The sequence below is a fragment of the Streptomyces sp. MH60 genome, from assembly GCF_002939385.1.
Classification (GTDB): Bacteria; Actinomycetota; Actinomycetes; order Streptomycetales; family Streptomycetaceae; genus Streptomyces.
This window is the reverse complement of sequence record NZ_MULI01000002.1, coordinates 187,883-202,462: the sequence shown is the minus strand read 5'-3', so window position 1 is coordinate 202,462 and position 14,580 is coordinate 187,883. Positions and strand designations below refer to the sequence as shown.

Here is a 14,580-nt window from a genome sequence, read left to right as displayed (position 1 = left end):
CAGTCCTTCAGGGGCGTCCTCGCTGTCCGCCAGAGCCGTCAAGCCTCGTCCCCGTCGATCTCGTCGCGGAGCCTGTCGTTCGCACCGCGCGGATACGACTCCTCGGGGAGCGCGTCGGCCGCGGGGCCGAGGATGCGGTCCCAGTCCAGCTCCAAACCGGGCAGCTCGGGCATGACGGCGCTCGGCCGGGTGAGCGGCTCGAAAAGGTCGCGCACCCTACGGGAGTGGTGCGATCTGGCGTCCTGGATCGTGCCGAGCACCGCGTCGGACAGCTGCGATGCGGTCATGGAACGGTACTTGCCGTCAAGGAACTTGATCTCCGTCACCTCGCCCTGACCGCCCACGGACACCTCGACCGAGCCGTCCGCCGAGAAGGCAGAGGACGTGAAGGCGCCCAACTGCCGCTCGGCGTCGGCCGCGGCGCTCTGCAGGCTTTCCAACTCCGCGGTCGCCCTCGCTAGCCGCCGCTCAAGCCGTTCGGATTCCTCGCTCATCGTTCACCCCTGTTCATCGCCCGATCACCGCCGGCGTGGTGCCTTCGTCGGTGCCCCACACGTCCTCGTCCTCCGCGTTCCAGTGGGACCGTTCGCGGTCGCCGCTCTGCGTGGCCTCCGAGCGCTGCGCGGGGGGCGGCATCATTCCGCCGCCCGAGGCGGTCGGCCGGGCGACGACCACGTCCTCGTGCATTTCCTGCTCCCGCTGCGCCGCCGCCCGCCGACTGGCCGCCTGGGCGGCGGCTGAACCGCGCCGCGGGGCGGGCCGGTTGATGCGGGAGCCCGGGTTGGACCGCTCGCGCTCGCCGTTGGAGTCGTTGCCCGCGCCGGCGCCCTGCATTCCCCCCATGGGCGGCATCATCGGAGTGCCGCCCTGGGAGCCCTGGCCGCCCAGCCCGCCGGAACCGACGTGGCCCCCGTCCCCCTGGGTGAACGGGTTGGCCGACGTCCCCTGCCCGTTCGTGGCGTTCCCGTTCTCCGAGCCGTAGTCGTCGTACGGGTCATCGTCGTAGCCCCACGCGTCGCCGGGGCCTCCCGGGACGAGCGCCCCATGGTCGCGCAGATCGCCGCCGGAGCCGCCCGTCGCACCGTTCGGCCTGTCCGCGATGACCTGGTCGAGTCCGCTCTTCGGGTGGTCGATCTCGATACGGGGGACATCGGAACGGTTGCCGAGGCCGCCGGGGTTGTCGATCCCGATCCGGTCGCCGGGATTGCCGAGGCCGCTCCCCGGGTTACCGACTTCGACCTTCGAGCCCTCGACCACCGTCCGACCGTCCGCGGATATCTCCTTGACCGTGCCGTCCCGCGAGATCTCCTGCACGGAGCCGTCCGGCATCATCACCTTGGCGCTCCCGTCCGGGTAGGAGACGGTGACCTTTCCGTCCGGCTCTTTGACGGTGATCCGACCGTCCGCGCCGGTCTCCCGGACCGTTCCGTCCGACAGTTCCACCCGTGAGCTGCCGTCCGGGCGCGTGACCGAGCTGCTGCCGTCCGGGGAGTTGACGGTGACGCTGCCGTCCGGCGAGGTCACCTTGGTGGAGCCGTCCGGCCCCGTCACCTTGACCGTGCCGTCCGACGACGTCTCCGTACGGCCGCCCGGTCCGTCCACCACCGTGGACCCGTCCGGCCTCGTGACGATCTCGCCGCTCGGACCGCCCACCACCGTCGATCCGTCCGGCCTCGTGACGATCTCGCCGCTCGGACCGCCCACGGTGATGTGATCGCGCGAGCCGTTGTGGTTCCCGCCCGGTCCCGAGGCCAGCACGTTTCCGTCGGGGTCGGTGATGGTCCTGGACCCGTCCGGCCTGGTGACGGTCTTGGTGCCGTCGGAGCCGATCTCGGTGATGGTGCCGTTGGAGTCGACGACCTGCCGGGAGCCGTCGGGAAATTCGGTCGTGAAGCCACCGCCCAGGTTCGGGGTGCTGATCCCTCGCGACTTGTTCCCGAGCGGGCCGCCCGGCTGCCGGCTGGTGACGAAGCCGCTGCCCGGGACCGGAGGGAGCGAGGACCCGCTACCGCCGAGTCGTTCACCGTCGCCACCGACCTGACCATTGGGGCCGCCGATGACTGTCCGCGCCTGGTTGCCGGCTTCCTGAAGGGCCTTGTCCACCTGGTCGTTGGCGCTGTCGATCGCCCTCTTGGCTTCGGCATCGGTGTGGTCGGCGCGGTGGCCGCCCTGGTTGTTGGCGTCCCCGACCTGGAGGCTGGTGCGGTCCTGCATCTTGTCGGCCTGACCGTTGGCCTCGTCGATCGCCGTCTTGGCCTCAAGGTTGGTCCTGTCCAGGGCCTTTTCGGCTTCCTTGTTGGCCTCGTCGATGGCCGTCTTCGCCTCGGCGTTGGACTCCTTCGCCGCCTTCTCGGCTTCCTTGTTGGCCTCGTCTATGGCGACCTTCGCTTCGGCGTTGGACTGCTTCCCAGCCGCCTTCGCGTCCCCAACCGCCTTCTCGGCTTCCTTGTTGGCCTCGTCTATGGCGACCTTGGCCTCGTCGTTGGACTTCTTCGCCGCAGCCTTCGCCTCCTCTGCGGCCTTCTTCGCTTCGGCGTTGGCCTTCGCGACGGCCGCCTTCGCTTCGGCGTTGGCCTTGTCAGCGGCCGCCTTGGCCTCGGCTATCGCCTTCTCCGCGGCCGCGTTGGCCTTGGCGATGGCCTTGTCCGCGTCATCCTTGATCTTGTCGACCTTCTTGTCGACGCCGCCACCGCCACCGCCGGCACCGCTCCCGCCGGCACTTCCGTAGCTGGTGACCTCGGGTTCCAGAACCTCGTCGATGACGGCCTGGGCATCCAGGAAGGCGTTTCTCACATCGGACAGCGCCTGGTTGGCGGCCGGCTCCAGGTACTCCTTCACACCCCGGTTCCAGGACTCCACCGCCTCGGTGCCCAACTTCGCCCAGGTGGAGACATCGTCCAGCTTGCCCAAGCCGGGGATCGACAGTTTGGCCTCGGAACGGAGTACGTAGAACTCGGTGGTCTCCGAAGTTTCGCTCCAGGAATGGGACGAGGAGCTGTTCCCCTGGCTGTGAGTCGAACTCGTGGTGGTCTTCGACGCCTCCACGGCGAACCTGGCGTTGTTGTTGTACACCCAGTCGCTCACCGACTGAAGCATCGAGTAGAGAATTCCGTACGGGTTGCCGAGCCCCGGCCAGTACTCGATGGGATCGCCACCCCCTTCCGACAGCGTCTCGCGTTCGCTTGCGAGGCCGCCCATCCACTCGCTGTGGACTTGGGAGAGTTCACGGTTGGCTTTGAAGACGGCGTTGCCGGCCCCCACGATGGCGTCACCCTGCCTGCTGGACGCCTCGTACCAGTCCCACTGGCTCTGGTGCTGGGCTTTGAAGTTCTTCGGGTGCATCTGGTCGCCGTATCCGGCGTAGTTCTTGTACAGCCCGTCCATGAGATCGACGAAGACTTCGGCGGCCTTGCCCTTCCAGGCGGCCTTCTCCTTCCCCAGGGACTCCTTCCACTGCTTCAGTGTCTCGGCGTGCTCGGTGAAGAACTTCGCCACCCGGTCGTACGCCTCGGCCGTTCTGGTGAAGGTCGAGAAGTCCATGGCGTTGGTCTTGTCGACCGACGCACCGTTCGACGAGAAGCCGACGTTGGTGTGCGAGACGATGTTCTCGTAGCCGGAGTTGTGCAACGCGGCGCCGGCACCCTCGATGTACTGACCCATCGCGTGCTCCGCTCCGGCCAGGGAGTTGTCGCTGTACTTGTACCAGCTGAACGGGTCCATCTCGCTGAGGCTGACGCCCTCGCCGCCCGGCCCGACGAAGTTGATGAGGACCCGGCGGAGTCGAGGGTAGATCTTCTCCTTGAGGTCCTCCTCGGAGTAGCCCTTGAGGCTGACCTTCTCCGGGTCCTCCTTGCCCGGCAGGTAGAAGTTGATCACGAAGTCGTTTTTGCCCGTTTTGGCGCCGGAATGGTAGTCGTAGTTGGAGTCCGTCATCTCTATGAACTCGGCCGCGTCCTCGATGGTGACCTTGAGCAGCGGCGCGTTGCCCTCCGGCTCCGTCCCCGTCGCGTCGCTGAACAGGCCGCTGCGCTTGGGCATGGGGTAGCCCGTGAACATCTCGACGGCCTTGGCCCAGCGGTCGGAGGGATCTGGCATGGAGGTCTCCGGGAAAGAGAGGTCCGGTGACGGACGGGATCAGGAGGACGAAGAGGCCGCCCCAAGTGGCGGCAAGGCGTCTCGGATGAGGGACGACGCACTACGAGGCTCGGTCGTCGCCCTCCTCGCCGTCGTCGCCCTCGTCCTTGCCGCCGCCCTTGCCGCCGTCCGTGTCGTCTTCCTTGTCGTCCGCACCGGGGGCGGGCGACGGCGTCTCACCCGAGAAGCCGGATTCGGACAGGATCTCGGAGAAGTCTTCGGCGTCGATGGCGGCGAGGTTGTCGCTCTGGGTCTTGAACAGCTTCTCGATCGTCTGACGCAGCCCGTCCTCGATCTCCTCGAACGTGCTGAGCTGGCCCTCGAGCGTCGTGACGGCGGTCTCGATGTTGGACGCCAGGGACTTGACGAAACTCTCACCGTTCACGTCATCGCTCTCGCCGATCTTCCCCATCACGAGCGGCTCGTTCTTTCCGATCGCCAGGACGGTGTCGGCCGTGGTGCGCCCCTCCGACATGGCCTTCAGGGAAGGGTCGCCTTCGAGCACCTTCTTGATGTCGGCCTTGAACTCGGACAGATCCTGTTCGACGAACGCCTGGAGGGACGCCTTGTCCAGCTCACTGAGGTCGGCCATGTGTGTCTCCCGTCCTGCGAGGGTGTCCGCGGCGCCTGCGGCGCCAGGTGGTCGCGCTCCGGTGGCTCAATCCCCGGTCGGCCAGATCCCGTCTCGGCAGGGGGCGGAACCGGCACGGCCAACGGTCACCTGCCGATGTTCACCTCGGACCAGAGCTGGCTCAGGCTGTTCTCCGTCTGCTTGTAGTTGCCGGAGACATCGCCCAGCAGGGCCGCGTGCGAGCTGAGGAGCTGCTGCATGGTGGCGACGGCGGCGTCCCACTTGGCCTGCTTTTCCGTGTAGACCTCGGCGTCGGAGCCGTACCAGGTCTGCTTGAGGTCGTTCAGCTCCATCTCCAGCTGCGTCAGCGTGGTCTGGATGGCGCGCGTCTGCTCGATCATGTTCTCGCCGGCGTTCTGCACGTGGTTGTACTGAACGTGAATGAAACCGTCGGTCGTGTCTGCCATGAGGGGTCCTCGTCTCGGGGAAGGGTCGGTCGGTACGGCGAACGGCAAGGAGGCGAACGATCGCTTTGGGGCACCTAGCTCGGGTTGTTCCCCAGGGCGCCGGACCCGGACAGGGCGTCGAAGGCTGCCTCGCTGGCACTGAACGCCTGGTCGATGGCGTCATTGCTGGAGCCTTGGGCCTTCCCGTGCTCCACGAGGCTGGTGTTGAGCTTGTCGATCATGTCCTCCAGGTTCTTCAGGATGATGACCACCTGGTCGTCCCACTTGTCGAGCAGCTGACCGAAGCGGCCGCCGTCCGACCCCTGATACGTGCCGGACAGGTTGCCCCTGGTGCTGTGCACGTCCTGGAGGATGCGCTGCACGCCGCTGTAGGCCATCTCCAGCGCCTGGATTCCGCTTCGAGTGGAGCCCTCTGATGACTGCTGGAGGCCCATTTCGCTCATGTCGTCTCTACTCCTAGGACAGTCGGAAAACTCAACTCAGCCTAGTCAGACAGAAGTTGTTACCGCAACGACGACCGGAGACGTTGTCGAGAATTCACGTCGCCGTTCGTGCCTCCGCCCGTGGACCTCAGGCACCAATGCCGGACGTGAATGACGCCAACGCACCGCATCACGCTATTCGGAAGCACTTTGAGGGGTAGACGGCTTTTTCGTCTCCTCGGCTGCTTTCCCACTTCTACAAACCGGTTTGAGAGGTTCCTCCCCTGCTTGGGGGGAGACGGCGGCAGCGAGGGCTCCGAGATCCGGGCCGGTGGGGAGCATGGCGAGCAGCAGCGAGGGCACCGTCCGCACCTGACCGGCTCCGTAGCCGAGGGCCTCGGCGTCCGCCTCGGTCGGCAACCGGTGTTTCACCCCGGTGTCCGTGACCAGATAGCGGGTGCCGCCGACCTCACCGCCGGCGGCGCTTCCGGCACGTACCAAGGCCCCCTCCCCCGGTCCGACGGCCACGGCGTCGACAGCCAGGCAGGCCTCGACCACACCGGTGGAGGACCGTTTGGCCGCCGGTCCCAGGGCGTCCTGGTCCACCAGAGCGACACCGACCCGCACGCCCGAACCAGGGGGCGAACCCGGCGTCACCGAGGCGCAGAGGCTCCGCTCATCGGCGATCCGGGCGAGGGTCGGCGGCGACTCCGGCATCCCTGCTACGGCGTCGGCGGAGAACCCGTCCTTGCCGGGCGCGAGCTGCCCCTTGAGGGTGCCCGGCTCCAGCTCCCTGGGGTGCGGGGGGCTGCCCTCGTACGCCTTGCGGGCGGTCTGCGGGTCGCTGAGCTGAAGGGCCGCCTGGGTGTTGGTCAGTGGCACCAGGCCCTCTTCGCGCAGCAGATAGTACTGGCCGCGCTCGGCGCCCGGCACGGTGGTGCGGAAGACCTGCCCGACACGAGTCGTCAGGCTGCCGAAGGACGGGCCGGGCTCACCGAGCCCGGCCAGGGCCGTGGGCGCGAGGTCCGGCCCGGCGGGCAGCGCGTCGATGAAGGCCGCGGACACCTTGCGCGGCACCGCCGCCCCGTAGCCGAGGCCCTCCAGCGCACTGCTCTTGCCGTCGATCCGCAGCCTGGCGCCCTGCCAGACCAGGTATCGGCTCCCGGACGGGTCGGCGACCAGCACCGCGCCGCCCCGGGGCAGCGGCCGCTGTGGCGCGGCCGAGGCCACCGAGAGCACGGTGGCCCCGGTGCCCGCTCCGTCGGCGGAGGCCGAACAGACCAGCCACGGACGGGACTTCTCCAGGGCGCCCGGGTCCGGCAGCACGTCGGGGGCGCCGCTGATGCCGACCGGCAGGCCACGAGGGGTGGAGCGTAGCGCGTCGGTGTCGACCGTCTTGCTGGTCAGACCGGAGCGGGACGCGCCCGCGAGCAGCTTGGCCGAGGCGTAGTTCAGCACGGGGCGCAGTTCACCGTTGTCGTAGAAATAGCGCGAGCCGGTGTCCTCGTCGACGATCAGCGTTCCCTCGGCGCGCCAGGAGTTGGAGGTGGCCGGGGATATGAGGCCCCAGACGAACGCGCCGGCGGAGATCAGCAACGAGACGACGATGCCGATCGCCAGACCCCGGTTGGTGCGGCCGACCGGACTCTCGGGCGCGTCCAGGTCGGTGCGGAGCAGGCCGGAGGTGAGACGCCCCATGACGAACATGTGCGCCTGGACCTGATCGCGTCTGTTCTGCACGTCTTGCTCTCCCATGGTTCAGGAACGGACCGATGGCCGCGCGGGGGGCTGTCGGCGCCGGGCGCGGCGGGGAATGCGGGGATGCCGGGGCTGCGGCGGCGCGAGGGCGGGCGGCGCCCACCGTCCGTGCCGTCACAGACTCAGTGAGCGCAGCCACCCGAACACGCCGAGGATCCACAGGGCCAGCGGCAGCAGACTGATCGCCGCCGCGGAGTGCATCAGCTCACCGATGCGGCCCCAGTAGGGCACCAGCCTGCGTCCCGGCACCGTCCAGGAGGCGATGGCGCACACCGCCGCGACCGCGAAGAGCACCACGACCAGTGCGGGCACGGTACTCGGGGACACCGCCTGCCCCGCGCGGATCACGAGCGCCGCCGCTCCGAGCACGCCGGGGACGAGCAGGGCGAGCCGCTGCCAGGAGCTGCCCATGCCCCGCCCGTGCAGCAGCAGGAGCAGGGACAGCGCTCCGGCCATGCAGCCGCCGGGCCAGTCGAAGGGCTGGACCAGGGCGGCCAGCCCGGCCGCGCAGAGCAGTCCCGTGGCGGCGAACAGCGCGGTCATCCAGCCGTCCGCGATCACGGTCCTTACCGCCACCTCGTTGCTGCCGTGCGGGTCGATGCCCTCCTGCAGTTGCTGGGCGTTGGTGGGCAGCGGAGGGGTGCGCATGCCGGAGAGGCGGAACGAGAGCGAGGGCACGAACGCCCCGAACAGCACGGTGAGCAGGAGGGCCACGGAGGCCGCCTCATGGACTGTGAGGTCGAACAGGATGAGCAGCAGCGCGGTGAAGGCGCCGCCCGTGGCCACCGTGGCGATGGCCAGGAACAACGGGGTGAAAGCGGCCACCACCGCGAGCGTGAGCACAGCTCCGCCCGCGGCGGACGCGGAGGCGGCGAGCAGCCGGGCACCGAGCACGTGGGCCATGTGGTCGCCTTCGGGGCTGCTGCCGGGCAGCACCCAACCCGCGTGGGTCCAGTAGACGGTGGCCATGACTCCGAGTGCGGCGCCCGCGCCCGCGTCGCCGACGGCGCGGCTGGCCGACGCGGCGCCCGCGAGCATCAGAACGCCTCCCGCGAAGAGCACCGTGACGCGCAGCCACAGGCTGATGCCCGGCAGGGCGAGCAGCACCGTGCCGACGGCGAGGGCGGTCGCCGAGAGACCGATGAGCACCCGGCGGCCGACCGTGGGCGTCCAGGCGAACGGGCGGCGGTCCATGTTGGTGGCGATGCCGTCGACCAGGTCGTCGAAGTGCGGTTCGGGCAGCGCCTCGGCCCGCGGTCTCAGGTGCAGGGTCTCGCCGTCGCGCACACCCACGGCGTCGAGCGTGGACTCCTCGTCCAGGGGGGCGCCGCCAAGCCGTTGGAGCACCCAGCCTCCGTGCTCCAAACCGGTTTCCTGAGTTTCCTCTCCCGCGTAGTCGAGCAGCGCCGGGAGCAGGTCGGCCACCGGTATGTCGCCGGGAACGGCCAGGTCTATGGATTTCGCGGGGGCTCGCACCGAGATCCGGCACAGATGTGCCACCGTACTGTCGGTCAAGGCTCGCTCGTCTCTTCCGAGGGGCGTGGCAGGCGAATTGCAGACACCTTGCGATAAGGGGGCGCCGCAATGGGAGTTGGGGGATCGGCGCCAATAGGCGAATGACTGTAGCCTATGAAACCATTCACGGTTCAGCCGTGCCGCCCGGGGCCAACTCCCGCCCGGACGCGCAGGGTCGGACCGTCACGGCTCACGGTTCGCGAAGCGTTCCCCGGCAGTTCGTCGCGGAGACTCCGTTTGTCCGTAATCACCGGCCCTCGTCCGCCTTTCGACACCGGGCCGGCACCGTCACGTCGTCCTGGCCGACCGCAGGACCCGTACTGCCGCCGAGGAGGCATCCCTTGAGTGTGGTTCTCTTCCGTCGCCCGCCTCGCCGACGGGCCCCGGACATGCCCGACGGGGAGCTGAGCCTTCAGGAGCCGCCCACGCTCCCGGAGATCGTGCCGGACACCTCCGCGGTCTGGAACTACCTGCCCATGGGCATGATGTCGGCCTCGATGATGCTGCTCTTCGTTCGTATGGGCAGCGGCAGTTCGGCGCTCGGCTACACCGCTCTGATCCTGATGGTGTCCGCCTCCGCCCTCATGATTCTCGGCCAGTTCATGCGCCGGGCGGGCGAACGCAAGGGGCGTCTGAAGGGCGAGCGCCGTGACTACCTGCGCTATCTGCGCCAGACCAGGCAGCAGGTGAGGGGCGCCTTCATCCAACAGCAGCACGCCCTGTCCTGGCGCCACCCCGAACCGGCCGCTCTGTCCTCGTTGGCCCGCACCTCCCGGCTGTGGGAACGCAGGCCGGGCCAGGACGACTTCGGCGAGGCCAGGATCGCGGTGGGCACGCAGCGGCTCGGGCTGCGTCTGGCTCCGATGTCCACCAAACCCGTCGAGGACCTGGAGCCGCTCTCGGCGCACGCGCTGCGCAGCTTCATCCGTGCGTACGCCAACGTCCCCGACCAGCCCATCGCGCTGTCCCTGCAGGCTTGGTCCCGGGTGTTGTGCCGGGGGGACCAGCGGCAGATCCGCGACGCTGTGCGCGCGGTGATCGCCCAACTGGCGGTCTTCCACTCGCCGGAGGACCTGTGGCTGGCCTTCTGCGTGTCCGAGGAGAGGCGGGCCGATTACGACTGGGTGAAGTGGCTTCCGCACACCCTCCAGGCCGAGGCGCACGACGGGGCCGGGCCGGTGCGGCGTGTGGTCACCACGGTGGCGGGTCTGGAGGAGATGCTCGGCGCGGAGTTCCAGGAACGGCCCCCCTTCGATCCCGAGGCGGTATCCGGCCAGGACGAGCCGTTCACGGTGATCGTGGTCGACCACGGCGGTGTGCCGAGCGGTCACCGGCTGGACGGGGCAGGGTTCCGCAACGCGGTCGTCATCGACCTCTCCGGTGAACTGACCTGGCGTCCGGGCCGCACTACGCTCCGGCTGGAGTTCGGCGAGGACGAGGAGGGCGGCTCCGGGCGGCAGGGAGGGACCGTCAGCCTGGTGCGTACCGACCGCAACCGGCAGGAACAGCGCACCCTGCTCGGCCGCCCCGACCGGCTGGGCCCGGCCGTCGCCCGTACGGTGGCGATGCGCGTGTCGCCGTACCGGATGGCGTTCGGCGGCGACAGCGCCGAGCCGATGTCCGCGGACATCGAGCTCACCTCGCTGCTCGGCATCGCCGACCTGAACCGTCTGCAACCGCTGGACCTCTGGTCGCGCCGGAGCGAAGCGGACCGGCTGCGGGTCCCCATCGGCATCAGCGCCGAGGGCCGGCCGGTGGAACTGGACATCAAGGAGTCCGCACAGGGCGGCATGGGCCCGCACGGGATGCTGATCGGCGCCACCGGCTCCGGCAAGAGCGAGACGCTGCGCACCCTGGTCCTCGCTCTGGCGCTCACCCACTCGTCGGACACCCTCAATTTCGTCCTGGTCGACTTCAAGGGCGGCGCCACCTTCCTCGGCCTGGACGAACTCCCCCACACCTCGGCGGTCATCACCAACCTGGCGGACGAGGTGGCGCTGGTCTCCCGTATGCAGGACGCGCTGCACGGCGAGATGATGCGCCGTCAGGAACTGCTGCGGGCGGCCGGGAACTACACCTCGGCGCTGGAGTACGAACGCGCCCGTGCGGGCGGTGCGCCGCTGCAACCGCTGCCCAGTCTCTTCGTCGTCGTCGACGAATTCAGTGAACTGCTCGCCGCACACCGCGACTTCATGGAGCTGTTCGTGATGATCGGCCGCCTGGGCCGGTCGCTCGGCGTGCATCTGCTGCTCGCCTCCCAGCGGCTGGACGAGGGCCGGATGCACCAGTTGGAGAGCCACCTCTCGTACCGGATCGGGTTGCGGACCTTCTCCGCGATGGAGAGCCGCGGCGTGCTCGGCGTACCGGACGCCTACCGGCTGCCGTCCCAACCGGGCAGCGGCTACCTGAAGAGCGGCGTCGAGGAACTGACCCGCTTCCGGGCCGCGTTCGTCTCGGGCGCCTACGAGCACCGCAGCGGTCCGGCCGTACAGGCGCGGGCGGCCGGGCAGGTGGTTCCCTGGACAACGGAGTGGGTGGCCCCGCGCCCCGCGTCGGAGGCCCCCGACGAGCCTCCGGAGACGGAACCCGCACCGGACGAGGCGGGCGAGGCGCGGTCGCTGCTCGCCACCGCGCTGGACCGGCTGCGCGGCGCCGGCCCGCCCGCCCACCAGGTCTGGCTGCCGCCGCTGGACACCCCGCCCTCCCTCGACCAACTCCTGCCGCCGTTGGCGCCGCACCCCGAACACGGCCTGACCACCGTGGGCTGGGCGGGGCGCGGCCGCCTCTCGGTGCCGGTCGGCATCGTGGACCGGCCCTTCGACCAGGTGCGCGACCTGCTGACCGTCGACCTGTCCGGCGCGGGCGGCCACGTGGCCATCGCGGGCGGCCCGCAGAGCGGCAAGAGCACCGTCGTACGGACCCTCATATCGGCGCTGGCGCTCACCCACAGCCCGCGCGAGGTGCAGTTCTACTGCCTCGACTTCGGCGGCGGCTCACTGGCCCCGCTGGCCGGGCTTCCGCACGTGGGCTCGGTGGCCGCGCGGGTCGACGCCGAACGGATCGGGCGGACCGTCGCCGAAGTCACCGCGATCATGGAGAACCGGGAGAAGCTCTTCCTCCAGCACGGTGTCACCTCCATGCCCGACTACCGCGCCCGCCGGGCCGCCGGGGAGTTCGCCGACCAGCCGCACGGGGACGTCTTCGTGGTGGTGGACGGCTGGTCCACCGTCCGTCAGGACCACCAGGATCTGATGCAGACGTTCACCCGCATCGCCTCCCGGGGACTCAACTACGGCATCCACCTGATCGTCACGACCGCTCGCTGGGTGGAGCTGACCGCCGCTGTCCGCGACCAGTCCGGGACCCGGATCGAGCTGCGGATGGGCGACCCGATGGAGTCGATGGTCGACTCGCGCCGGGCCAGGTCCGTGCCCTCGTCCCCCGGCCGCGGCCTCACCGTCGACTCCAAGCTGCACTTCCTCGCGGCGCTGCCCCGGATCGACGGCGTGGACGGCGCCGCCGGCCTCTCCGCGGGGGCGGCCGACCTGATCCAGGACGTCAAGGAGCACTGGAACGGACCGGAGGCCCCCGAAGTGCGGCTGCTCCCCGCCACGGTGTCCAGCCGCACGCTGCCCGAACCCCGGAAGACGGAGGAGGGTGACGGTCTGCGCGTCGCACTGGGCCTGGAGGAGGACGGACTGAAGCCCGCCTGGCACGACTTCTCCACCGCACCGCACCTGATCACCGTCGGCGACACCGAGAGCGGCAAGACCAACCTGCTGCGCCTGATCGCCCGCGCCATCACCGAGCGGTACAGTCCCGAGGAGGCCCGGGTGCTGCTGGTGGACTACCGCCGCGACCTGGCCGACGCCATACCGGAGGAGTACCGCCTGGGGCACGCCGTGTCCATCGACGCGCTGCGCGATCTGGTCAACGGCGCGGCACGGGCGATCAAACTCCGAGTGCCCGGGGCCGACGTCGCCCCGGCCCGGATGCGGCTGTGCGACTGGTGGACCGGACCGCGGCTGTTCGTCCTCGTCGACGACTACGACATGATCGGTGTGGGTCCCGGCAACAACCCCTTCATGCCGCTGTTGGACCATCTGGCCCTCGGCTACGAGGTGGGTCTGCACATGGTGGTCGCCCGCTCGGCCTCCGGCTCGGGGCGTGGCCTCCAGGAGGCCCTGCTGCGCCGCCTCCAGGAGATCAACTCGCCTGCTCTGCTGCTGTCCTGCCCGCCGACCGAGGGATATCTCTTCGGGAACGTCAAGCCGCGCACCCTGCCCACGGGACGCGCCCTGCGGGTGGCCCGGCGTACCACGACGCTGGTGCAGACGGCCCGGCTGGACGAAACCGGAACGGACTGAGCCGCCTGGACACCGGACACTCGCCCCAGCCTCGTCGCCCGGGAGCGGCCCGGGCTCCCCGGCGCGCCGGACACGCACCGCGCCAGGTGTCGTGGGCCCGGTCAGGGTCGGCCGGACGCTCTTCAGGGCCGTCGCCAGCCCCGGGCGCGACCGCGCGGGATCACCGCGGCCGCGGCGGCGACGAGGATCACCAGCATCGCCATGGCGCCGGCGATCACCATGGCGCGGTCCTGGAGGACCGTGGACGCCACCGGCAGCCGCAGCGGTTCGCTCTCCACCGGGGCGGCCGCCGGGGCCCGGGACGTGGCGGAGACCATGGAGAGGGCGGCGTAGGGGTCGAGCCGGGCGGCCTCACCGGCCGGCGCGGCCGAGAGGGTCAGCCGGTCGGCGGTCTCGGCGGCCGTCAGGTCCGGGTCGTAGGCGCGGACCAGGGCGGCCGCGCCCGCGGTGTAGGCGGCGGCGGCCGAGGATCCGGCGGCGATGAAATGTCCCTTGCCGCGTGGGCCGACGCCGATCACGGGACCACCGGGCGCCGCCAGCTCCGCCGTAGCCGATCCCACCGCGCTCTTCAGGGCGGCTCCGTCCTCGCCCACTCCGACCACGGACAGGACGCCGGGCGCCGCCGCGGGCCAGTAGGCCTCGGCGGTCCGGTCACCCGGCCGGGGCTCGGCGTCCGGAGCGACCGGGGCGACCACGAGCACGTCGTGCTCGACGGCGTGGCGGACGGCGTCGGTCAGCTCCTTCTTCCCGGTGGGCAGCGCCGAGGCGACGCTGACGACCCGCGCACCCCGGTCCACGGCGGCGCGGATACCTGCGGCGACGCGTTCGGCGGAGGGCACCCCGCGCTCGTCGGTCCCCCGCACTCCGAGCACCCGTGCGGCCGGGGCGATCCCCTGGAAGGCCGTGCCCTCGGTGCGGGCCGCGGCGATGAGCCCGGCGATGAACGTCCCGTGCCCCACACAGTCCTCGCCCGCGTCGCCGACCGTCGTGACCCTGCCCGCCAGCGCCGGCGCGGCGAGGGACACGCCGGAGCCCACCACCGCGACGGTGACCCCCTGGCCCTGGGACAACTTCCAGGCGTGCGGCAGCGACAGGCTCTTCTGCGCCCAGGTCACCCCTTCGGCGGTGCGCTTGGACCCGGGGGTGCAGGGGGCGTCCTGGCCCAGTGTGAGGGGCATGGCCGGCAGGCTCGTCGTGCCCCCGTCCGCGGCGGCGGCCTGCGCCGGGAGGCCCACGGCGCAGACCGCCGTCACCGCCAGCGCTCCGACCCCCTGGGACCACCGACGGGTGCGGCGGCGCCGGCCAGGAGCGGACAGGGGGACGGTGGGAACCCGCGGTTGCCTCAT

The 14,580-nt window shown here is 70.4% G+C and carries 9 protein-coding genes; 1 reads left to right on the top strand and 8 read right to left on the bottom strand.

All coding sequences use genetic code 11. From position 1 onward, the window contains the following. Positions 1 to 38: 38 nt before the first annotated feature. The 7 genes from BZZ08_RS02850 to eccD form a co-directional block, all read right to left on the bottom strand. On the bottom strand, positions 39 to 494 hold the full coding sequence (locus BZZ08_RS02850) for a YbaB/EbfC family nucleoid-associated protein (RefSeq protein WP_104630511.1): 456 nt from the start codon (positions 492 to 494) through the stop codon (positions 39 to 41). A 13-nt stretch (positions 495 to 507) separates the two neighbouring features. Beyond that, entirely contained in the window at positions 508 to 4,095 is a 3,588-nt protein-coding gene (locus BZZ08_RS02845; RefSeq protein WP_104630510.1) for an AAWKG family protein, read from the bottom strand. Positions 4,096 to 4,195: 100 nt separating this feature from the next. After that, complete coding sequence (locus BZZ08_RS02840; RefSeq protein ID WP_104630509.1) at positions 4,196 to 4,726, bottom strand: type VII secretion system-associated protein; 531 nt, start codon at positions 4,724 to 4,726, stop codon at positions 4,196 to 4,198. Positions 4,727 to 4,851: 125 nt separating this feature from the next. Then, positions 4,852 to 5,172 carry a WXG100 family type VII secretion target gene (locus tag BZZ08_RS02835; protein WP_104630508.1) on the bottom strand — a complete coding sequence of 107 codons (321 nt, stop codon included), beginning with the start codon at positions 5,170 to 5,172 and terminating at the stop codon, positions 4,852 to 4,854. 74 nt (positions 5,173 to 5,246) lie between these two features. Next, positions 5,247 to 5,615 carry a hypothetical protein gene (locus BZZ08_RS02830; RefSeq protein WP_104630507.1) on the bottom strand — a complete coding sequence of 123 codons (369 nt, stop codon included), beginning with the start codon at positions 5,613 to 5,615 and terminating at the stop codon, positions 5,247 to 5,249. Between the two features lie 174 nt (positions 5,616 to 5,789). Then, positions 5,790 to 7,334 carry a type VII secretion protein EccB gene (gene eccB, locus BZZ08_RS02825; protein WP_104630506.1) on the bottom strand — a complete coding sequence of 515 codons (1,545 nt, stop codon included), beginning with the start codon at positions 7,332 to 7,334 and terminating at the stop codon, positions 5,790 to 5,792. A gap of 132 nt (positions 7,335 to 7,466) precedes the next feature. Then, positions 7,467 to 8,867: a type VII secretion integral membrane protein EccD gene (eccD, locus tag BZZ08_RS02820; RefSeq protein WP_104630505.1), complete on the bottom strand. Its 1,401-nt coding sequence runs from the start codon at positions 8,865 to 8,867 to the stop codon at positions 7,467 to 7,469. 347 nt (positions 8,868 to 9,214) lie between these two features. On the opposite strand from eccD, the gene eccCa reads away from it, so the two are divergent. Beyond that, positions 9,215 to 13,234, top strand: a complete 4,020-nt coding sequence (gene eccCa / locus BZZ08_RS02815) for a type VII secretion protein EccCa (protein WP_241965357.1) — start codon at positions 9,215 to 9,217, stop codon at positions 13,232 to 13,234. A 122-nt stretch (positions 13,235 to 13,356) separates the two neighbouring features. On the opposite strand, the gene BZZ08_RS02810 is transcribed toward eccCa, so the two are convergent. After that, positions 13,357 to 14,580: a S8 family serine peptidase gene (locus BZZ08_RS02810; RefSeq protein ID WP_104630503.1), complete on the bottom strand. Its 1,224-nt coding sequence runs from the start codon at positions 14,578 to 14,580 to the stop codon at positions 13,357 to 13,359.